At 72.4% G+C, this 19,701-nt stretch carries 22 protein-coding genes; 9 read left to right on the top strand and 13 right to left on the bottom strand.

The genetic code is table 11. The features are described from left to right. Positions 1-100 precede the first annotated feature (100 nt). Together OHS33_RS20625 and OHS33_RS20630 are read left to right on the top strand one after the other, a co-directional pair. On the top strand, positions 101-1,336 hold the full coding sequence (locus OHS33_RS20625; RefSeq protein WP_330331882.1) for an acyl-CoA dehydrogenase family protein: 1,236 nt from the start codon (positions 101-103) through the stop codon (positions 1,334-1,336). After that, complete coding sequence (locus tag OHS33_RS20630; RefSeq protein ID WP_330331883.1) at positions 1,336-1,839, top strand: nitroreductase family deazaflavin-dependent oxidoreductase; 504 nt, start codon at positions 1,336-1,338, stop codon at positions 1,837-1,839. Before OHS33_RS20625 ends, OHS33_RS20630 begins: the two co-directional genes overlap by 1 nt. A 137-nt stretch (positions 1,840-1,976) precedes the next feature. Here the strand turns inward: OHS33_RS20630 and OHS33_RS20635 are convergent, their stop codons facing one another. Continuing rightward, positions 1,977-2,624, bottom strand: coding sequence for a TetR family transcriptional regulator (locus OHS33_RS20635; protein ID WP_330331884.1), 648 nt, complete (start codon positions 2,622-2,624; stop codon positions 1,977-1,979). A gap of 323 nt (positions 2,625-2,947) precedes the next feature. On the opposite strand from OHS33_RS20635, the gene OHS33_RS20640 reads away from it, so the two are divergent. The 3 genes from OHS33_RS20640 (at position 2,948) to OHS33_RS20650 (ending at position 7,104) form a co-directional block, all read left to right on the top strand. After that, a complete protein-coding gene (locus OHS33_RS20640; protein WP_330331885.1) occupies positions 2,948-3,736 on the top strand; it encodes a VOC family protein in 789 nt (262 codons plus the stop codon). A gap of 264 nt (positions 3,737-4,000) precedes the next feature. Further along, a complete protein-coding gene (locus tag OHS33_RS20645; protein WP_330331886.1) occupies positions 4,001-6,523 on the top strand; it encodes a serine/threonine-protein kinase in 2,523 nt (840 codons plus the stop codon). A gap of 86 nt (positions 6,524-6,609) precedes the next feature. Next, positions 6,610-7,104: a peptidylprolyl isomerase gene (locus tag OHS33_RS20650; RefSeq protein WP_330331887.1), complete on the top strand. Its 495-nt coding sequence runs from the start codon at positions 6,610-6,612 to the stop codon at positions 7,102-7,104. A 40-nt stretch (positions 7,105-7,144) separates the two neighbouring features. Here the strand turns inward: OHS33_RS20650 and OHS33_RS20655 are convergent, their stop codons facing one another. From OHS33_RS20655 to OHS33_RS20670, 4 genes are all read right to left on the bottom strand, one after another. Further along, positions 7,145-7,693 (bottom strand): SUKH-3 domain-containing protein, encoded by a 549-nt coding sequence (locus tag OHS33_RS20655; protein WP_330331888.1) that lies wholly within the window; start codon positions 7,691-7,693, stop codon positions 7,145-7,147. Further along, positions 7,686-8,657: an SUKH-3 domain-containing protein gene (locus OHS33_RS20660; protein ID WP_330331889.1), complete on the bottom strand. Its 972-nt coding sequence runs from the start codon at positions 8,655-8,657 to the stop codon at positions 7,686-7,688. The genes OHS33_RS20655 and OHS33_RS20660 overlap by 8 nt, the downstream gene beginning before the upstream one ends. A gap of 94 nt (positions 8,658-8,751) precedes the next feature. Then, complete coding sequence (locus tag OHS33_RS20665) at positions 8,752-9,270, bottom strand: hypothetical protein (protein WP_330331890.1); 519 nt, start codon at positions 9,268-9,270, stop codon at positions 8,752-8,754. Positions 9,271-9,377: 107 nt separating this feature from the next. Next, positions 9,378-9,965, bottom strand: coding sequence for an NADPH-dependent FMN reductase (locus tag OHS33_RS20670; RefSeq protein ID WP_330331891.1), 588 nt, complete (start codon positions 9,963-9,965; stop codon positions 9,378-9,380). 74 nt (positions 9,966-10,039) lie between these two features. Here OHS33_RS20670 and OHS33_RS20675 point away from each other — a divergent pair, with 74 nt between their 5' ends. Further along, a complete protein-coding gene (locus tag OHS33_RS20675; protein ID WP_330331892.1) occupies positions 10,040-10,726 on the top strand; it encodes a TetR/AcrR family transcriptional regulator in 687 nt (228 codons plus the stop codon). A 47-nt stretch (positions 10,727-10,773) separates the two neighbouring features. Next, positions 10,774-11,259: a hypothetical protein gene (locus tag OHS33_RS20680; protein WP_330331893.1), complete on the top strand. Its 486-nt coding sequence runs from the start codon at positions 10,774-10,776 to the stop codon at positions 11,257-11,259. A 12-nt stretch (positions 11,260-11,271) separates the two neighbouring features. On the opposite strand, the gene OHS33_RS20685 is transcribed toward OHS33_RS20680, so the two are convergent. The 3 genes from OHS33_RS20685 to OHS33_RS20695 form a co-directional block, all read right to left on the bottom strand. After that, entirely contained in the window at positions 11,272-12,048 is a 777-nt protein-coding gene (locus OHS33_RS20685; protein WP_330331894.1) for an enoyl-CoA hydratase/isomerase family protein, read from the bottom strand. After that, a complete protein-coding gene (locus OHS33_RS20690) occupies positions 12,045-12,476 on the bottom strand; it encodes a Zn-ribbon domain-containing OB-fold protein (protein ID WP_330335129.1) in 432 nt (143 codons plus the stop codon). Before OHS33_RS20690 ends, OHS33_RS20685 begins: the two co-directional genes overlap by 4 nt. A gap of 70 nt (positions 12,477-12,546) precedes the next feature. Then, a complete protein-coding gene (locus OHS33_RS20695) occupies positions 12,547-13,698 on the bottom strand; it encodes a lipid-transfer protein (protein ID WP_330331895.1) in 1,152 nt (383 codons plus the stop codon). 190 nt (positions 13,699-13,888) lie between these two features. Between OHS33_RS20695 and OHS33_RS20700 the strand changes: the two genes are divergently transcribed. Further along, positions 13,889-15,490: a FadD3 family acyl-CoA ligase gene (locus OHS33_RS20700; protein WP_330335130.1), complete on the top strand. Its 1,602-nt coding sequence runs from the start codon at positions 13,889-13,891 to the stop codon at positions 15,488-15,490. A gap of 39 nt (positions 15,491-15,529) precedes the next feature. Continuing rightward, positions 15,530-16,381: an RNA polymerase sigma-70 factor gene (locus OHS33_RS20705; RefSeq protein ID WP_330331896.1), complete on the top strand. Its 852-nt coding sequence runs from the start codon at positions 15,530-15,532 to the stop codon at positions 16,379-16,381. Positions 16,382-16,394: 13 nt separating this feature from the next. Here the strand turns inward: OHS33_RS20705 and OHS33_RS20710 are convergent, their stop codons facing one another. The 5 genes from OHS33_RS20710 to OHS33_RS20730 form a co-directional block, all read right to left on the bottom strand. Continuing rightward, positions 16,395-17,138 carry a class I SAM-dependent methyltransferase gene (locus OHS33_RS20710; RefSeq protein ID WP_330331897.1) on the bottom strand — a complete coding sequence of 248 codons (744 nt, stop codon included), beginning with the start codon at positions 17,136-17,138 and terminating at the stop codon, positions 16,395-16,397. 82 nt (positions 17,139-17,220) lie between these two features. Continuing rightward, complete coding sequence (locus tag OHS33_RS20715) at positions 17,221-17,523, bottom strand: hypothetical protein (protein WP_330331898.1); 303 nt, start codon at positions 17,521-17,523, stop codon at positions 17,221-17,223. Further along, on the bottom strand, positions 17,520-17,924 hold the full coding sequence (locus OHS33_RS20720; protein ID WP_330331899.1) for a hypothetical protein: 405 nt from the start codon (positions 17,922-17,924) through the stop codon (positions 17,520-17,522). The genes OHS33_RS20715 and OHS33_RS20720 overlap by 4 nt, the downstream gene beginning before the upstream one ends. 86 nt (positions 17,925-18,010) lie before the next feature. Next, positions 18,011-18,853 carry a helix-turn-helix domain-containing protein gene (locus OHS33_RS20725; protein ID WP_330331900.1) on the bottom strand — a complete coding sequence of 281 codons (843 nt, stop codon included), beginning with the start codon at positions 18,851-18,853 and terminating at the stop codon, positions 18,011-18,013. Further along, entirely contained in the window at positions 18,850-19,590 is a 741-nt protein-coding gene (locus OHS33_RS20730) for a DUF6879 family protein (RefSeq protein ID WP_330331901.1), read from the bottom strand. Before OHS33_RS20730 ends, OHS33_RS20725 begins: the two co-directional genes overlap by 4 nt. Positions 19,591-19,701 lie beyond the last annotated feature (111 nt).

The following is a 19,701-nucleotide window of genomic DNA, read 5'->3' on the forward strand; positions in this document are numbered from 1 at the left end:
ACGTCAGTTTCTAGTGGGTGATGCGTCCGTCGCCCCTCTGGGCATCTGTCCTCCCCCGGCCTAATATGACGGTCCGTCAGATCTGGGGAGGAGCCCGACGATGGACGCCGCCTTCACCGCGGAGCAGGAAGAGATACGCCGCACCCTGCGCGAAATCCTGGGCAAACGCTGCGGTCCGGACGAGGTCAAGGCCGCCGTCCGCACCGACACCGGATACGACCCGGAGCTGTGGCAGCGGCTCGCCCAGCGGCTCGGGCTGCCGGGCATCGCCATCGCCGAGGAGTACGGGGGCGTCGGCTGCGCCCCCGCCGACCTGGCCCTGGCCTGCGAGGAGACCGGGCGGGCCCTGCTGCCCTCACCGCTGCTGGCCACCGCCGTGCTCGCCGCGCCGCTGGTCACCGCGCTGGGCAGCCCGGCCCAGCGCGCCGCCCTGCTGCCGGGCTTCGCCGCGGGCACGCTCACCGCCGCCCTCGCGGTCCCCGGCGCCGCGCTGTCCACCGCCCTCGCGCTCACCGGCGACAACACCGCCGGCGAGTGGGCGGGCGGCGGCCGGGCCGGGGGAGTGCAGGCCCGCCGCCCCGAGGGGGAGGAAGGCTGGCGCCTGTACGGGGAGGCCGCCCAGGTCCTCGACGGGCACGCCGCGGGCGTGCTGCTGGTCGCCGCCCACACCGGGGGCTTCGCGCGCAGCCGCGTCCTGCTGTTCCTCGTACGGTCGGACGCGCCCGGGCTCGTACGGTCCCGGCAGGCGGCCCTCGACGAGACCCGGCCCCAGGCGCGCGTCCAGCTGAGGGACACCCCCGCCGAACTGCTGGGCGAGCGTCATGAACAGGGGGCGGACATCGCGCACGCGCTGGCCGCCACCGGGCGCGGCGCGGCCGCCGTACTCGCCGCCGAGGCGGTCGGCGCGGCCGGGCAGGCGCTCGCGCGCACCGTGGACTACGTGCGCCAGCGCGAGCAGTTCGGCCGGGCCGTCGGATCGTTCCAGGCGGTCAAGCACCGGCTGGCCGACCTGTACGTCCGGGTGCAGGCGGCCAGGTCGGCCGCCTACTACGCCGCCTGGGACCCGGAACAGGGCGGGCTCGCGCTCGCCCAGGCCCTGGAGGCGCTGCGCGTGACCGCGGGGGAGGCCATCCAGTTGCACGGCGGGATCGGCTTCACCTGGGAGCACGACGCACACCTGTACTTCAAGCGCGCGGCGGCCGACGAACTGCTCTTCGGGCCGGTCCACCGGCTGCGCGCGCACGCCGCCGACCGGGCGGGCCTCTTCGCCCCGCAGGGCCAGGCCCAGGATCCCGCGGAGAACCAGGCGCAGGACAACGAAAGGGTGGCCGTCTGATGGCTCCAGCTCCCGGCGTCAAGCCCGGCATCAAGCCCGGCGTCAAGCTGATGCAGAAGGTCTCCTCGACCCTCCTGTTCGCCAAGATCGCACCGCACTTCATCCCGGCCATGGACAAGGCGGTGCACAAACTGACGCGCGGCAGGGTGATCCTCAGCGCGCAGATGCTGCCCGGCGTGATCCTCACCGCGAAGGGCGCCAAGACCGGTGAGCCGCGCACCACGCCGCTCGCGTGCATGCCGGAGCAGGACGGGGCGAGCTGGATCCTGATCGGGTCGAACTTCGGCCGCCCCGGCCATCCGGCCTGGACGGGGAACCTGATCAAGCACCCGGACGCCGACGTCAGCTGGAAGGGCCAGGACATCGCCGTACGGGCCCGGTTGCTCCAGGGTGAGGAGCGCGTGGCGGCGTGGCAGGCGGCGCTGAAGTTCTGGCCGCCGTACGCGGCGTACCAGGCGCGCATCGAGCGCGAGATCCGGCTGTTCCGGCTGGAGCGGCGCTGATCGGGCCGGAAGCGGCGGAGTTGGCGGTGCGGGTGAAGCGGTACGGGTGAAGCGGTGCGGGTGAAGAGGTACGGGTGAAACGGTCGTTGACGTCGGCGGAGTGACCGCCGGGGCGGCGGACCCCTGGGGGTCCGCCGTTACCGGGTGGGCTTCTTGCCGGTGATGCCGAGGTGGACGAGCAGGGCCAGGTTCGGCTTCAGCTCGGCCTGCTTCACGCCCCAGGTCTGGAACCCCTTCTGGTGCGAGGCCACCGCGGCGAGCATCGCGACCAGGGAGCCGGCCATCGCGGCAGGGCTGACGTCCTTGTCGACCTTGCCCTTCGCCTGGAGCTCCTTCACCGATTCGGTGAGGGAGTTGGTGACCGAGTTCAGGATCTTCATGCGGATCTTGTAGAAGCGCTTGTCGCCCTCGGCCGCGCCGAGGTCGACGACCCGCAGGATCGCGTCGTTGCGCCGCCAGAAGTCCAGGAAGCCCTCGACGAGTTCCTCCGCGGCGGCCCAGCCGGCCTTGCCGACCCAGGCCCGGCCCTCGACGAGCGCGGTCAACTGCGCGCCCTCGTTGGCCATTTCCTCGGCGATCTCCAGGACGGCACCTTCGACGTCCGGGAAGTACTGGTAGAAGGTCGCGGGGGAGGTACCGGCCTTGCGGGCGACGTCGATCACCTTGACGTCGCGGTACGGCGAGGAGCTGAGCATCTCGCTGAGGCAGTCGAGCAGCTTCTGCCGCGTCGCCTGGCCGCGCCGACCGGCCACGCGGCCGTCGACGGTGCGTACTTGTCCTGTCATGCCGTCAGCTTACCGAGGGGTGATCGGCGCGCGATTCGGCCGCCTGCAAATGGGGTCACGGGGTACCTGGCCTGCGCGTACTCCACCCAGGGGGCGGAATCCGGCCGCGCCCGCGCGGCGACCGCGACCACGCCCTCCGCAGCGCCCCGCTCCTGCTCCCGCGCCCGCCCCCGAGCCGTCCCCCGAATAGTCTTATCAACAGGCTGTGGACAAGTTGGCGGGGGGATCATGGGGCGGGGGGCAGACTGGCCCATGTAGTGCGACACCGCGCCACACCACGCCACACCGTATGGCACCGCATGAAAACGGAAGGAAGAGGGCCCATGGCCACATTCTCGGAGGGCACGCCCTGCTGGGTGGACGCCTCCCTTCCGGACGTCGAGGCGGGCAAGCGCTTCTACGGGGAACTCTTCGGGTGGACCTTCGGGGACAGCGCGGGAGCCGCCTACGGGCACTACACGCAGGCCTACCACCAGGGCCGCAACGTCGCCGCCCTCGCGCCCAAGCCCGACGGCCGGATGCCCACCGTCTGGGGCGTCTACCTGCACACCGCCGACGCCTACGCCGCCGCCGCCCGGATCCGCGCGGCGGGCGGCCAGCTGGTGACCGACCCGGTGGCCGTGGGCCCGTACGGCACGGCTGCGATGGCCGCCGACCCCGGCGGCGCGGTCTTCGGGCTCTGGCAGCCCGGCACCCACGACGGCTTCGAGGTCCAGCAGGAGCCGTACTCGTACTGCTGGAGCGAGCTGTACACGCGGGCCCGGGACGCCGTGGACGTCTTCTACGCCAATGTCTTCGGGTACGTCCCCCAGGACCAGGAGGACGCGGGCACCGACTACCGCACCTGGTCCCCGCCCGGCAGCGTCCCCGGCCCGTCCACCGCCGTCATCGGGCGCAGCCTGATCACCGACGCCTTCCCGGAGGCCATGCCCGCGCACTTCCTGGTGTACTTCGCCGTCCCGGACTGCGACGAGGCGGCCCTGACCGTACGCCGTCTGGGTGGCCGGGTCACGGCCGATCCCTTCGACACCCCCTACGGCCGGATCGCGGTCGTCACCGACAACCAGGGCGCCGTCTTCGCCCTCCTCTCGGAGTCCACGGCCCGGACATGACCCGGACATGACCTGGGCCTGACCCGGGCATCACCGGGCACGACCCGGGCGTGAACGGAGGGGCCGCGGGCGCCGGGTGACGTGAAGTGTGACGCAGCCGCCGGCGGAGCCCCGGCGGAGCCATGGCCCGGACCCGGCGCGGGCCTGACAGAATCGGGATGCGCGACCCCCGGGCGGTGCCCGGGAGTGAGACGCTGCACGGGGCCGGCGGGGACGCCGGCGGGAACGGGCCGTCGGAGGTCCGTACGGGGAGGTGTGAGGCGAGTGGTGGAGCAGCTGACGCAGCACGACCCGAGACGGATCGGCCCCTTCGAGGTGCTGGGACGGCTCGGCGCCGGCGGCATGGGGCTGGTCTATCTCGCACGGTCGGCGTCCGGACGCAGGGTCGCGATCAAGACGGTGCGCACCGAGCTCGCCGAGGACCAGCTCTTCCGGGTGCGGTTCACCCGGGAGGTCGAGGCCGCGCGCGCCGTGTCCGGCTTCTACACGGCCGCCGTGGTCGACGCGGACCCGCGCGCCGCCGTGCCGTGGCTGGCCACCGCCTACGTCCCGGCGCCCTCCCTGGAGGAGATCGTCAACGAGTGCGGGCCGATGCCCGCCCAGGCCGTACGGTGGCTCGCCGCCGGGATCGCCGAGGCGCTCCAGTCCATCCACGGGGCGGGGCTGGTCCACCGCGACCTGAAGCCGTCCAACGTGCTGGTGGTCGAGGACGGGCCGCGCGTGATCGACTTCGGCATCGCCAGCGGGGTCTCCAACACCCGCCTGACCATGACGAACGTCGCCGTCGGCACCCCCGCCTACATGTCGCCCGAGCAGGCCAAGGACTCGCGGAGCGTCAAGGGCGCCAGCGACGTCTTCTCGCTCGGGTCCACCCTGGTCTTCGCCGCCACCGGACACCCGCCGTACCACGGGGCCAATCCGGTCGAGACGGTCTTCATGCTGCTGCGCGAGGGCCCGAACCTGGAGGGGCTGCCGGACGAGCTGCGCCCCCTGATCGACTCGTGCATGCAGATGGACGCGCTGAACCGGCCGACCCCGGCCGACCTCCAGGCGCAGCTCGCCCCGCACCTCTTCGCGGTGGGCGAGGTCGGCGACGACAGCGGGACGGCCTCGGCCTGGCTGCCCCCGCGGGCCGTGGCGATGATCGAGACCCGGCGCGCGGTGGGGCACCGTACGCCCGGATCCGGTGCGGGAGCGCGCGGCGGTGCGGGAGCCGGTCAGGGGCCCGGGGCGGGTGTCGGCGCGGGTGTCGGCGCCGGCGGGCGCGATTCCGCGGGCCGCGGCGCCGGTACGCACCAGCGCAGGCCCACCCCGCCGCGCGGCTCCGACCCCTGGGCCGACCCGCGCACCGGGCAGGCCCCGCCGCCGCGCCCGGAGCACCCGCCGATGGCTCCGCTGCCGGGCGAACCGGTGCGGCTCGGCGGCTCACCGGTGCCGATCGGCCCCGGGCCGCGGGTGTCCGTATCCGCCCTGGCCGCCCCGCCCGCCCCGGCGGGCGCCTCCGCCGCGGATTCGGCGACGGGCTGGGTCCGCCCGCCCGGCGGCTCCTCGCCCTCGCCCATGTCCTCGTCCGTGCCGCCGTCGCGGGGGTCCGTCCCGCCGGGCGGGCTCCCCGACACCGCCGGGGTGCCGCGTCCGGGCCCCGCGCCGGACGGCGGCCGCTGGCGGCCGTGGCGCTTCCGCATGTCCAACGAGGTCTGGGGCACCCCGGCCGTCGCGGGCGAGCTGCTGTACGTCACCTCCTTCGAGGTGCACGCCCTGGACGTGGCGAGCGGCCGCCGCCAGTTCAAGACCCGGGACGTCGCCTGGTCCATGGCCGTCTCGGACGGCCGCATCCACGCCTCCGACGGCCCCTCGCTCTACGCGCTGGACGCCACCGAGGGCTCCGAACGCTGGCGGCTGTCCACCGATTCCTGGGTGTACGCGCTGCGCGCCGACCGGGGCACCGTCATCACCGCCACGCGCGGGGGCGGCGTACAGGCCTGGGAGGCCGCCAACGGCCAGAAGCTGTGGGAGCTGACGGGCGCCCAGACCGACTTCGAGACCCCGGAAGCCGCTCCGGTGCTGCACGACGGCACGGTGTACGTCTGGCAGGACGCGCGGCTGCGCGCGCTGGACGCCCGTACCGGCCGTGAGGCCTGGTCGTACCCGGTGGGCGACGCGGCGTCCTGCGGGAACGTGCCCGTCCGGGTCACTCCGGCCGCCGACGGCAACGTGTACGTCGCGGCCGGGTCCCGGGTGCTGTCCGTGGACCGGGCCTCGGGCCGGGTCCGCTGGCACTTCGAGGCCCCCGCGGTCTTCATGGCCCCGCCCGCCTTCGCGCCGGGCCCCGCGGTGACGGGCGGCGGCGTGTACCTGGTGGACTACCTGGGCACCGTGTACGCGCTCGACGCCACCACCGGCGCGGACCGCTGGCGGATCTCCACCGAGCCCCGCCAGTCCCCGGACCCGGTGATCGTCGCCCACGGCAACGTCCACCTGGGCGCGGGCAGCGCGCTCTACACCCTGGACGCGGTCACCGGCACCCCGAAGTGGCGCTTCGCGGCGGGCGGCGAGATCACCGGATCCCCGGCGGTCGCCGACGGCCGGGTGCACTTCGGGTCGGCGGACCACTGCCTGTACACGCTGGACGCGGCGGGCGGCCAGCTCCGCTGGAAGCTGGCCACGGGCGGCGAGATCACCGGCTCGCCGGTGGCGGAGGCGGGCGTGGTGTACGCGTGCAGCAAGGACCGCTGCGTGTACGCGCTGGACGCGGCGAAGGGGACGGGCACGCGCACGGGCGCCTGACGCGCCCTACGCGCCTGACCTGCGCGGGTGACGGACTGCGGCCCCGCCGGGTCGCGCGGCGCACCGGGAGTGACAGGATGGACCCCATGAGCAACGTTTTCTTCGACATCAACATCAACGGCGAGGCCGCCGGCCGCATCGTCTTCAACCTCTTCGACGAGGTCGTCCCGAAGACCGCCACGAACTTCCGCGAGCTGGCCACGGGCGTGCACGGCTTCGGCTACGCGGGCTCCGGCTTCCACCGCGTCATCCCCCAGTTCATGCTGCAGGGCGGTGACTTCACCCGCGGTGACGGCACCGGCGGCAAGAGCATCTACGGCGAGAAGTTCGAGGACGAGAACTTCAAGCTGAAGCACGACCGCCCGTTCCTGCTGTCGATGGCGAACGCCGGCCGCAACACCAACGGCTCGCAGTTCTTCATCACCACGGTCCTCACCCCGTGGCTCGACGGCAAGCACGTCGTCTTCGGCGAGGTCGTCGAGGGCTCCGAGCTGGTCCAGAAGATCGAGTCCCTGGGCTCCCAGTCCGGCGCCACCCGCGCCAAGATCGAGATCGCCGCGTCCGGCGTCGTCGAGAAGTAGTCCCCCGGGGCCCCGCCCCAGGCACGCCGGCCCCGCCCCCTCAGGGGGGCGGGGCCGCCGCCATACCCGGCCCCAGCTCCGCCTGATCGCCGCGCATCAGGCTGGAGAGCGCTTGGGCCTCGTCCCGGCCGAGGAAATACGGCCCGGTGTGGTGGAGGTAGAAGAACCGCCCCAGGTCGTCCATGAGGACGATCCCGGCCTCGCCGAATTCGTACCCGACGGGGAAGAGCTTCCGCCCCAGCTCACCCGACAGCTCGGCGATGTCCTCGGCGTCCCCGTCGTAACCCAGCGTCGGGTCCGCGACGAACACGCGCTCCGGTGCCAGGGGCGCGGCGAACTCCAGTCCGCAATACCGGCTGACGAACTCCCGTACCCCGTCCCAGGGCGCCAGCGGGAACCCCTGCCGGGCGCAATCCCTGACCCGGGCGCCGATGAGCCGCTCGGCGCCGGCGCCGTCGTACCGGTCCGGCCTCCAGCCATGGCCCCAAAGCCAGGCCCCCACCTCTTCCGCCGGTGCGGGCGCCCTCATGCCGGGTGCTTCCCGGCTGGCCAGGGCCTCCGCGCCCACGCCGGGGAGCCCGTCAGGCAAGGTGACCCTCCGCGTCCTCCAGCGGTCCGCGCAGCAAGCAGCGGACCGCCTCGTACCTGGTGGTGCCGGCGAAATAGCTTCCTGTGTGATGCAGCAGGAAGAAGCGTTCTCTCTCGTCGATGAGGAGCATCGAGCCGTCGAATGTCTCGTATCCGACGGGAAACACCTTCACGCCCAACCTGGCGGCGAATTCGGCCACGTCCTCGCCGCTCTCTTCGTAAATCCAATGCGGGGTGAAGACCAGGATCGCCGTCGGCTCACCGGGGATGGTCAGCTGGAGCAGCCCGTACTCCCGGAGGAACTCCACCGCCGCCTGGATCGGATCGATGGGGAACCCCTCGGCCGCGTACTTGTCGGTGACGACGCGCAGCAACTCGGGCACCTGGTCGCCGATGTCCCGTCCCGGGTACCAGCCGACTTCCGTCAGCCAGGCCTCCACCTCATCCCGCGACCCCCGCGCGAGCGGGGAGGCGGCCACGCCGGGGATTGCGCTGGGCAGGTGGTCCTCCGCGTCCCGCATGGGGGCGTTCGCGAGGCTGATGAAAGCCTCGTGCTTTCCGGCGCCCATGTAATGGTTTCCGGTCTCGTGGATGTAGAAGAACCGTCCCTGTTCGTCCATCAGGATGCAGGATCCTTCGGACGTGTCATAGCCGATGGGGAACAGCCTGACGCCAAGGGATTCGGCGAGTTCCGCGACCTCCGCGGGCTCTCCGTGCCACATCTTTGCGGGCTCGAAAACAACCGAGTCGCCTCTCCCCGGACTGAGGGAGAGGCGAAGTGCCCCGTGCTCCCGGAGGAACCTGGTGGCCGGTGCGAGGGGTTGTAGGACGACTCCCTCTTCGAGGTATTCGCTGATTGCGTTCCCGACCAGATCCCCGGCTTGGGTCCCGATGTCCCGGTCAGGGAACCAGCCGTGCTGGAGGAACCAGGTGTCCACGTCTTCGGGATCCCTCAGTCTCACCACGGCCGGTCCCTTCGCTGGTGGGCCTTGAGGTCGCGGGTTCAAGGCTGCCATGAGGGTCTGACAGGCGTGTCAGGGGGCAGGGGAGTTGGCCGGATCAGGTGTGGTCTGCGGGTGGGGGCCAGGCGGCGTTCGTGGGGGTGACCGGGGGGAGGTCGAGGGGTTCGTACGGGGCCGGGGTGCGGGTTCTGCGGCGGCCTCGGCCGCGCATGACGGCCGCGGCCAGGATCAGCAGGGCGCCGCCGCCGAAGGCGTTCGCCACGCCCTCGCCGAGGCCCGTGCCGTCGCCGCCGACGGAGAGGCTGCCCACGGCCTGGCCCTGGCGGACCATCCACAGCACAGTGATGCCGATGACCACGATCCCGGCGACGGCCATGAGGACGCGCGAGCGCAGGAAGACGGCGGCCAGGGTGAGCAGGGCGGCGAAGAGGAAGGCCAGCAGGATCGAGGCCATGACGCCGGACTTGCCGGTGGGGTCGATGCCGGAGCCGGAGAAGAGGTCGGTGAGGCGGTAGTCCCGGCCGTGCCGGCCGTCGTACCAGGCGCGGAAGGGGCTCCAGACGGCGGCCGCCGCTCCGATGAGACCCATCAGGGAACCGATTGCGTTGCGGATCAATGCCCGGCCCTCCGGGGAGTGGGTGGGTCTTGATCCCCGACGCTACGCCGGGCGCGCGCCACCCGCATGCGGGGCTAGCCCGACCCGGGCGCCCGGGGCGGCCCGGCTCACCGGGCGGCCGTGATCTTGTGCTTGAGGGCCGTCAGCAGGTCGCGCAGCAGGGAGATGCTGGTCTCGTCGGTCAGGTCGCCCTGGTCGTCGAAGCGTTCGTGCGAGCGGAAGAGGTGGACCTCGGGCTTCACGACCACGTCGCTGTCCGTCCACACGAACGACTGGCGCAGGGCGAGCTGCGCCCGCACCGTGCCGAAGTTCGTCGGCGCGGCGCCCATGATCGCGACGGGCTTGCGGAGCAGCGGCAGGCCCTCCTCGCGCGTCCAGTCGGTGCTGATCCAGTCGAGCGCGTTCTTCAGGGTGCCGGGGATGGAGTAGTTGAACTCAGGAGTCGCGATCAGCAGGCCGTCCGCCTCCGTGACGCGCCGGCGCAGATCGGCGACGACGGCCGGGCGGTCGGCCGGGGTGTCGAGGTCCATGTCGTAGGGCGGGATCTCGCGCAGGCCGTCGTAGATCTCGATGGAGAGGCCGCCGGGCTGGTGCTTGCGGGCGGCGCGCAGCAGCGCCGTGTTGTGCGAATCGGCGCGCAGGCTGCCGGAGATGGCAAGGATCTTGAACTCGTTGCTGTGCTTTGTGGTGGTCATGGTGGTGACACTAAACCGTTCAGTTCAGTCTGGCAACTACACCGTTTGGTTTAATTGGGGGTAGGGTTCAAGGCATGAACGACGACCGTGGCAACGACGGCAGTGGCTATGACGCGTACGGGATCCCCGTCATCCCGGAAGCCGTCAGCTCCTCCCAGGCCAAGCGCCGCGCCATCACCGACGCGGCCATCGCCGAGTTCCTGGCCGGCGGGTACAGCGCGGCCTCGGTCGATGCCATCGCCTCCCGCGCCGCCGTCTCCAAGCCGACCGTCTACAAGCACTTCGGCAGCAAGGAACGCCTCTTCCTCGCCGTCATCGGCGGCGTCCTCAACCACGCCTACGCAGACCTCCAGCCCTGCGGCGCGGCGGTCACCGGGGCCGCCGACCTGCGGGCCGCGCTCGTGCGGGTGCAGGCCGACTGGGCGCGGCTCCAGCTCTCCGACGAGCTGATGTCGCTGCGCCGCCTGGTCATCGGGGAGGTCGAGCGCTTCCCGCAGCTCGGCCGCCTCTGGTACCGGCGCAGTCACGCCGCCATGAACGCCCCGCTCGTGGACGCCGTACGGGACCTCGCCGCGCGGGGGCGGCTCGTCGTCCCGGACGCCGAGCGGGCGGTCGCCCAGCTCGTCGCGGTCACCGTCTCGGTCCCGCAGCTCGCCAAGACCTTCGACCCGGGGTACGCGCCCACGGACGCCGAGTTGCTGGCGCTGGTGACGGACGGAGTGGAGCTGTTCCTGGCCCGGTACGGCGTCAAGGCCGCGTAAAGGCCTGGTAGCGTGACGCGCCGTCGTCCTGGGGAGGGAAACGCGCCATGCTGGCACGTCGTGTGAGGTTCGGGGCCGTCGTGGTGGCCGTGGTGTTCGCGCTGACGGGGTTCTCGTCGAGCGGGAAGCACAAGAGCAGTGGCGGGCACGGGTGTTCCAGCTCGAAGTCCTCCCACCGGACCAGTACCAGCGGCGGCACCAGCAGTGGCACGACCAGCGGCAGCTCCGGTTCGAGCCGTACGTCGTCGCCCACGCCCAGCCCCACCAAGTCCGGGCCGCCCGCCCACGCCGTCGTCGTCAGCTGCGCGGGCCCGGCCTCGGCCACCGCCACCGTCCAGGTGACCTCCGACGTCGACGTGACCCGTACGGTCACCGTCCCGGTGGTCAGCCGGGCGGAGGGCGTGAGCGGCGACGACTACGGCTCCGTCAGCGTCACGCTCAAGGCGCGCGAGACCCGGACCGTCACCGTGAAGATGGGCACCCCGGCCGACGCCGCGAAGGTCCGCACCTGCCGGATCGGCACCATCTCCTAGAGCACGACAGCGCTAACGCACGCGGAAGTCCGTACCCGGCCGCCGCGACCCGAACAGCTCCGCCTGCCGCTCCGGCGGCAGGTTGCCGAGCGCGATCAGGTGCGGTGCCTGGGCCAGGGCCTGGGCCCTGGCCCCCTCCTTCGCCGCCCACAGCGCCCGTACCGTCCCCTGCACGGCCTCCGTCGGGAACCCGGCCAGGGTCCGCGCGGCCCGCAGCGCCGCCGCGAGCAGGTCCGCCGGTTCCGCCAGCTCGGAGACCAGGCCGATCTCGTACGCCCGGCGCGCGGAGAGCCGTTCGGCCGTGCCCATCAGGGACATCCGGGCGACCTCCCCGAACGGCATCCGCTGCGCCATGTAGATCGCCTCGTAGGCGCTGACCATGCCGTAGCTGGTGTGCGGGTCGAAGTACGTCGCGGTGGTGGAGGAGATGATGAACTCCGCCTCGCCCAGCAGGTAGAAGGCGCCCCCGCAGGCCATGCCGTTGACCGCCGCGACCACCGGTTTCCACAGGTCGTTGGCCTTGGGGCCGATCGAGATCATCGGGTCGTCGATCGCGTACGGGGACGCGGGCTGCGGCACCTCCACCGAGCGGTCGATGCCCGTACAGAAGGCCGCGGACCCGGCGCCGGTCACCACCACCGCGCGCACGCCCTCGTCGAAGCGGAACTCCCGCCACAGCGCGGAGAGTCCGGCCGCCGTCGCCAGGTCGACCGCGTTGTGCCGCTCCGGCCGGTCCAGGGTGACGACCGCGACCCCGGTCTCCGCGTCCCGCTCGACCCGTACGCTCATGACTTCTCCAGGAGCCAGCGCGGCACGCTCACCCCGTCCTGCTCCGTGAACGCCACGTGCACCTTCGCCCCGATCCGCAGCCGCGCCGGGTCCAGCGAGTCCAGCGGCGCGTCGGGGGCCGTGACCAGGTTCCCGGCGAGCCGGATGTGCGGGGCGTCGGCCAGCTCGACGAGGATCACGTTGTACGGGGCCTGCGCGGCGTAGGCGGGCAGCAGCGGCGGATGCGGCCGGACGTACGACCACACGCGCCCCTTGCCACTCATCAGCCGCCATTCGCTCGCGAAGGACCGGCAGTGCGGGCAGCACGGGCGGGGCGGGAAGCGGAGCTTGCCGCAGCCGGGCGCGGCGCAGGCCTGGATGCGCAGCTCGCCCCGGGCGGCGTACTCCCAGAAGGGGGCGCCGTCCTCGTCGGGGACGGGCAGGAGCAGGGCCTCGGGGGCAGGGTCCGGGGTCGGGGCGGGGGACGCGTCCGCGGGAGTGGTGGTGGTCATGGGGCGGTCAGCTCCTCAGCAGGATCGCGGACGTCGGGACTCCCTCGCCCGCCGTCACCAGGCAGGTCGCGGCGTCCGGCACCTGGGCGGTGGAGATCCCGCGCAGCTGCTTGACGCCCTCGTTGATCAGGTTGAAGCCGTGGACGTAGGCCTCGCTGAGGCCGCCGCCGCCGGTGTTGATGGGCAGCCGCCCGCCGATCTCCAGCGCCCCGCCCTCCGTGAAGGCGGCGCCCTCGCCGCGACCGCAGAAGCCGTAGCCCTCCAGGGAGAGCGGGATGAGGGGGGTGAACGCGTCGTAGATCTGGGCCACGTCCACGTCATGGGGGCCGAAGTCGGCCTGTTTCCACAGGTGCCGGGCGGCGGTCCAGGCGGGGCCGGTCAGCGGGTCGTCGTTCCAGTAGTTGACCATGCCGTGGTGCTGGGCGGGCAGGCCCTGGGCCACGGAGTGGACGTAGACGGGCTTCTGGCGGCAGTCCCGGGCCCGCTCGGCGGAGACGATGACACAGGCCAGCGCGCCGTCCGTCTCCAGGCAGTTGTCGAAGAGGCAGAGCGGCTCGCTGATCATCCGCGCGGTCATGTAGCTCTCGCGGGTCATCGGGCGGTCGTACATGATCGCGGCCGGGTTCTGGTTGGCGCGGTTGCGGCAGGCCAGGGCCACATTGAAGAGGTGGTCGCGGGTGGCGCCGTACTCGTGCATGTAGCGGCGGGCGAGCATGCCGATCTCGTCGGCCGGGCGCAGCAGCCCGAAGGGCCGGGTCCACTGGCCGGGGGTGGGCAGCTGGACGGCCGTGTTCTTCCAGGGGCGGGGGCCGGAGCCGCGCTTGCGCGAGCGCCAGGCGACGCCGACGCTCGCCTGGCCGGTGGCGACGGCGGCGGCGAGGTGGCCGACGGTGGCGCAGGAACCGCCGCCGCCGTAGCCGATCTTGGAGAAGAAGGTCACGTCGCCCGCGCCGATAGCCTTGGCGACCTCGACCTCGTCGGTCTCCTCCATCGTGTAGGAGGAGAAGGCGTCGACCTCGGAGGGGGCTATCCCCGCGTCGGCGAGTGCCGCCAGAATGGCCCGGCAGGCCAACTCCTTTTCGGACTGCGGCAGTTGTTTGGCAAAGGCGGTCTGCCCGATGCCGACTATCGCTGTCGCGTCCTTGAGCGTTGCCGCCATCGCCACCTCCGGGGTGCGCCAGTACTGACAGCCGCGAAGGGTACAGCTAATCTGACGAACAGTCAGCTACTGGAGCCGACGGTTCGCGGGTGAGGGGCGTGCGATGGGCGAGCGAGAAGCGGAAGAGCACCTGCGTGACGACGAGCGAGCGGGCGCCGACGAGGACGGGCGCGGCGACCAGGCCGAGGACCTGCGCGGCGACCTGCGCTGGGGCACCATCGCCGGGCTGGTCCGCGACGCCGCCACCCGGTTCGGCGGGCACGAAGCCGTCGTCGACGGCCGCGTCCGGATCAGCTACGCCCAGCTCGGCGAGCGCGTCGAGCGCGCCGCGGCCGCCTGCATCGCCGCCGGTCTGGAGCCCGGCGACCGGGTCGCGGTCTGGGCCCCCAACACCCTGGAGTGGATCGTCTCCGCGCTCGGCGCGGTCTCGGCGGGCGCGGTGCTCGTCCCGCTGAACACCCGTTTCAAGGGCGCGGAAGCGGCGTACATACTGGAGCGCAGCCGCGCCCGGATGCTCTTCGTCACCGGCACCTTCCTGGGCACGTCCTACGTCGCCTCGCTGCGCCGCGCCGCCGCCGACGGCCCGGGCGGGGGCCCGCTGCCCGGGCTGCCGCACCTGGAGCACGTCGTCGTCCTCGCCGACGACGCCCCCGAGTCCTTCCGCACCTGGAAGGACTTCCTGGCGGGCGGGGACGCCGTCACCGGCGCCGCCGTCCGGGCCCGCGCCGACTCCGTACGCCCCGACGCCCCCTCCGACATCATCTTCACCTCCGGCACCACCGGCAGCCCCAAGGGCGCGGTCATCACGCACGCCCAGACCCTGCGCTGCTACCAGGTGTGGAGCGAACTGGCCGGGCTGCGCGAGGGCGACCGCTATCTGATCGTCAACCCGTTCTTCCACACCTTCGGCTACAAGGCGGGCATCATCGCCTGCCTGATGCGCGGGGCGACGATGGTGCCGCAGCCCGTCTTCAACGTGGACACCGTCCTCGCGAACATCGCCGCCGAACGGATCTCCGTCCTGCCCGGCCCGCCCACCCTGCACCAGTCGATCCTCGACCACCCGGCCCGCGACCACCACGACCTCTCCGCGCTGCGCCTGGTCGTGACCGGCGCCGCGGTCGTCCCGCTGCGGCTCGTGGAGCGGCTGCGCGGCGAACTGCGGATCGGGACGGTCCTGACGGCGTACGGGCTCTCCGAGGCCGGCGGCATCGTCACCATGTGCCGCCGCGGCGACCGGGCCGAGATCATCGCGGCCACCTCGGGGCGGGCCATCCCCGGGACCGAGGTGATGATCGCGGACGCGGAGGGCCGCGCGCGGGCGACGGGGGAGGCGGGCGAGGTGTGGGTCCGCGGGCACCACGTCATGCGCGGGTACTTCGAGGACCCGGCGGAGACCGCGCGGGCCATCACCCCCGAGGGCTGGCTGCGCACCGGTGACGTCGGCGTGACGGACGCGGAGGGCAACCTGCGGATCACCGACCGGATCAAGGACATGTTCATCGTCGGCGGCTTCAACGCCTACCCCGCCGAGATAGAGCAACTCCTCGGCCTGCACCCGGACATCGCGGACGTCGCGGTGATCGGCGTACCGGACCCGCGGCTCGGCGAGGTCGGCCGCGCGTACGCGGTGCGCCGCCCCGGCTCGACGCTGACCGCCGACGACCTGATCGCCTGGTCGCGCCGGGAGATGGCGAACTACAAGGTGCCGAGGTCGGTGGAGTTCGTGGCGGACCTGCCGCGCAACGCGAGCGGCAAGGTGCTCAAGACCGAACTCCGGGCGCGGGGGTAGCCAGGACCTCCTGGAGGCCCGCGGGGTACGGTCTCACACGTGATCGAGACAGCCGTGTTCGAACAGCACCGGCGGATGCTCTTCGGCATCGCCTACCGGATGCTCGGCAGCGTCGCGGACGCCGAGGACCTGGTCCAGGACACCTGGCTCCGCTGCAGCCAGGTGACCGGCCCGATCGACAACCCGCGCGGATACCTGGCCCGTACGGTCACCAACCTCGCGCTCAACCGGCTGGGTTCGGCCGCCGTCCGGCGGGAGCGGTACGTCGGACCCTGGCTGCCCGAGCCGCTGGTCACCGTGCCGGACGCGGCCGGGGACGTGGAGATGGCCGAGTCGGTCTCGCTCGCCATGCTGGTGGTCCTGGAGAGCCTCTCGCCGCTGGAGCGCGCGGTCTTCGTGCTCAAAGAGGCCTTCGGCTTCCCCTACCGGGAGATCGCCGAGACCCTGGAGCGCTCCGAAGCCTCGGTGCGCCAGGTCGGCTCCCGGGCCACGTCCCACGTCAAGGCGCGGCGGCCGCGCTACCCGGCCCCGGCCGAGGTGCGGCGCCGGGCCACCGACGAGTTCCTCGCCGCGTGCCTGGGGGGCGACCTGAACCGCGTACTGGAACTGCTCGCCCCCGACGTCACCGCGTGGAACGACGGCGGCGGCAAGGTCAGGGCGGCGCTGCGCCCGCTGCACGGCGCCGACAAGGTGGCCCGTTTCCTCGTGGCCGTGCTCGCCCAGCCGATGGAGGACCCGCGCATCGTGGCCGTCGACGTCAACGGCGAGCCGGGGCTGCTGCTCACCACGGCCGGACGGCCGGACAGCGTCGCCTGCTTCGAGGTCGAGGACGGCCGGATCACCGAGATCCGGGTCATCCGCAACCCGGACAAGCTCCGCCACCTGGCCTGACCGGCGGCCGGGCTCAGCCGGTACGGGGCTTGCGGGCGAGCACGAGCCGCCAGTTCGGGCTGCCGTCGCGCGGGCGGCGCCCGAAGTGCTCCAGGGGCGCCGTCTCCACGGTGAAGCCCGCCGCCGCGAGGTCGGCCCGGACCCCGCTGAGCGGGAAGGTCCGGTAGTACATGACGAAGGGCGGCCGCCACACCGCGTTGCGCACCCGCATCGCCGCGTCGAAACCGGCGGTGACCCACCAGGCCGCCGAGACCGGGGCGAACGGCGCTCCGATGGGGAAGGCGAAGAGCCCGCCGGGGCGCAGCGCGCGGTGCACGGAAGCGAAGAGGGCCGGCCGCTCGGCGGGCAGGAAGTGCCCGAAGGCGCCGAAGCTGACGGTGAGGTCGTAGGAGTCCGCAAAGGCGTCGGGCAGGGCACGCGCGTCGGCCCGCACGAACTCCACACCACCGGGGCTGCCGGGGTGGGCCAGGCGGGCGCGGGCCAGCATCCCGGCGCTGAGGTCGACCCCGGTCACCCGGTCCCGGCACAACCGCCGCAGCATCCCGGTCCCGGCCCCGGTACCGCAACACAGGTCCAGCCCGGCTCCGAAGGAGCCCTCGTACCGGGCGAGCGTCTCCTCGACGGAGTCGAGCATCCGGTCGGGGGTGCGGAAGGGGGTGTGGTCGAAGGTGGGCGCCAGCAGGTCGTAGCCCCGCTCGACGGAGGACAGGGCCTGCACGGCCAGCTCGCGAACGCTCGGCCCCTCGGTGGTGAACACGTGCTCAGCCTAGGTGCACGAAGGGCCCCCGACGCGTGCGGATCGCGCCGGGAGCCCAGTGCTGCCCGGGTTTCGGGCAGATCTACACGGGAGGCCGACCAGGGGTAGGGGTCGGCGGGGGCGACGGGAGCGCCGGGCCAGGGTTCGGCGGCAGCTGCGGTGGTCCGCCTGCGTGCTTGCCCATCGTCACCTTCGCCGCGGTGAGCCCGTACACGCCGAGTGGCGGGAACTGCTCGACGCGAGCGGGGTAGCCCGCTTCCGCGCAGGACAGGCACAGCAGATCGCGGGCGCCTTGCCGAACGCGGGCGGCCTCGACCGGCTCGCGCCAGCAAGCTTCGCAGGTCACGACGTCAGTGCGAGTGACCTTGAAGTCCGTAGCGATCACGAAGTCCCCTCAGGGGTCAGGGCGTACGGCATCGCCGGGGGACAGCACCACACGTCGAAGTCGAGGCCGTACCCGTCCTGCTGGACGAGGACGGCGCCGCGGTACACGCGGTCGGCGCTCAGCGGCGCCCCGCAGACCACGCACGCCCGGCCCTGGAGCTGTTCGGCGGAGAGGTGGCTTACGGGACGGAGGGGCGCACCCTTGCAAGGGACGGGCGCCTCAACGGCCAGTCCTCGCTGTTCGCGGCACGGCGCGCACGCGTACAAGGGCTTGGGGGGCCCGGAGTTCGATTCCCCCCACTGGATCACCAGCGCGGTGTCCGACGGCCCGTCGTGCCAGTTGCACCAGCCGCCGGTGAGGACGGGGAACTCCACCGGGCTGGCCTGCTGCTGCATCGCCATGACCGCACGTTAGAAACGGGCGCGGGGTCGCGTCCGGCCGGTTGCGCCGGATTGCGCGGGCGAGTTCGTCGGTGTGGCCGGATTGCTCACGCCACGTCGAGGGCGCCCCGTACACGGTCGATGAGACGCTGCGCCGACGGCCCGTAGACGGCCGACTCGGCGAACCAGGACCAGGCCCGTTCGTAGAGCTGGACCGACTCCTCATCGTCGAGCCACATCTCCGTACTGATCGTCTCCACGATGACCAAGCGCCGGTCGTAGATCCAGAAGCCGTGCGACGGCGCTCGGCGTAGGTCCGCGGTGAGCGGGACGACGCCGAGTTCCACCGTGTCCAAGCCCACGAGGCTGATGAGCCGGTCCATCTGCGCGGCGTGCACGGCGGGCGAGGTCGTGCGCGCGTACAGGGCGCCCTCCCACAACAGGAACTTGAAGCTCTTGCCCGGGGTGTAGAGAGCCTCCTGCCGACGGATGCGCGTCCGCACCGCGTCCTCGACGTCGCGCGGCGTCTGGCGGAACTCCGAGCTGGCGGCGAAGGTGTGTCTGGCGTAGTCGGGTGTCTGGAACAGACCCGGGATCCGCACCATTTCCACGCCGCGGATCATCTTCGTCGACAGGGTCTCGGCAATGGCCTGCTCTTGCCGGATGCGGTGACCGGAGGCCAGCTGGCGACGCCACGACCGGTAGTGCAGCTCAATTCCCGCGAGGCGTCCCCTCAGCTCGCCCACGACGCCTGGCCGGCCCGTGGCATCGGCCCATGCCTCCAGGTCCGCGAGCGTGGGCGTCTGCTTCCCGCTCTGCACCCGGCTCACCTTGCTGCGGTGCCAGCCGAGGCGCTCGGCGAGACCCTTGCCGTCGAGGCCGGCCTCGACGCGCAGCTCCTGGAGCCGGGCGCCGAGGGCCTCACGTCCGCGCTGGAAGTCGGTCGTCACACAGTAGAACGTACCCGCCGTGCGAACTCGGTTGTGGGGATCGCGTGGTGCCAGGCAGTGTCCCGGGCCTGGCAGGCGGCGACGATGTCGACCGGGTCCTCGCTGAGGACCACGCCCAGCGTGCTGTCATCCTCGCCGAACACGAACCGGGCCAGGAGACGGGAGTCGAAGAGCCAGAAATCCCCATCCGGTAGCCCCAGGCGCTCGGCCTGGGAGCGGGGGAGGTTTCGAATGTCCTCACCGGCGGCGACGTTTCCCAGGCCGGAGGCCAGGAGGTACGACTGTCCCTCGGTCAGTGGCTCATCGACGAGTCGGACCCGTTCGAACCTGCGTCCCTCGGCGGCGGCCGCGGCCACGTTCTCCCGCCACGCGTCGAGCGGCTCGGCGGCAATGTCGGCGCCGGCCTTCCACCGGGCCCACTTCGGGCTGAGGCGGTCGGTCGCGTAGCCCCGGCGGGTCTCCAGGCGCCACGCGGTGTGCTTGAACTCGCGGAACATGTGGGTGATCTCGGAGAACGGGACCATCTCGCGGGGCTCAGCGCGTGGTGCGAACCGGGTCAGGAGATCTCGGGGGACGGTCACGAACGTCTCGGACGGTTTCACGTGGCGGAGTTGGGCAAGGTGCTCGGGGTCGGTGACCCGCTCGCCCTGTACGAGGACGTCAGCGGTGCCCTCGACCTCGTACAGCGTGGGACAGTCGCCGTCGGCGCTGGTGGTGCCGATGAAGCGCAGTGTCACGGTGTGCTCCGTTCAGGCTGGTTGGGGAACCCAGCATGCTGCGCCGTGCACGGCCGTGGGGCGCGGTTGCGCGAGATTGCGCGGGGCCGACCACGGGACGGTATTGCTCGC

Origin of the sequence: Streptomyces sp. NBC_00536, assembly GCF_036346295.1 — a bacterium.
Classification (GTDB): domain Bacteria; phylum Actinomycetota; class Actinomycetes; order Streptomycetales; family Streptomycetaceae; genus Streptomyces.

Bases quoted from the DNA above. Each gene is read 5' to 3' on its own strand.
- OHS33_RS20685 (WP_330331894.1), bottom strand. From the start codon at position 12,048: ATGAGCGTACGGGTCGAGCGGGACGCGGAGACCGGGGTCGCGGTCGTC.
- OHS33_RS20640 (WP_330331885.1), top strand. From the start codon at position 2,948: ATGGCCACATTCTCGGAGGGCACGCCCTGCTGGGTGGACGCCTCCCTT.
- OHS33_RS20635 (WP_330331884.1), bottom strand. From the start codon at position 2,624: ATGACAGGACAAGTACGCACCGTCGACGGCCGCGTGGCCGGTCGGCGC.
- OHS33_RS20695 (WP_330331895.1), bottom strand. From the start codon at position 13,698: ATGGCGGCAACGCTCAAGGACGCGACAGCGATAGTCGGCATCGGGCAG.
- OHS33_RS20650 (WP_330331887.1), top strand. From the start codon at position 6,610: ATGAGCAACGTTTTCTTCGACATCAACATCAACGGCGAGGCCGCCGGC.
- OHS33_RS20630 (WP_330331883.1), top strand. From the start codon at position 1,336: ATGGCTCCAGCTCCCGGCGTCAAGCCCGGCATCAAGCCCGGCGTCAAG.
- OHS33_RS20680 (WP_330331893.1), top strand. From the start codon at position 10,774: ATGCTGGCACGTCGTGTGAGGTTCGGGGCCGTCGTGGTGGCCGTGGTG.
- OHS33_RS20670 (WP_330331891.1), bottom strand. From the start codon at position 9,965: ATGACCACCACAAAGCACAGCAACGAGTTCAAGATCCTTGCCATCTCC.
- OHS33_RS20675 (WP_330331892.1), top strand. From the start codon at position 10,040: ATGAACGACGACCGTGGCAACGACGGCAGTGGCTATGACGCGTACGGG.
- OHS33_RS20720 (WP_330331899.1), bottom strand. From the start codon at position 17,924: ATGGCGATGCAGCAGCAGGCCAGCCCGGTGGAGTTCCCCGTCCTCACC.
- OHS33_RS20625 (WP_330331882.1), top strand. From the start codon at position 101: ATGGACGCCGCCTTCACCGCGGAGCAGGAAGAGATACGCCGCACCCTG.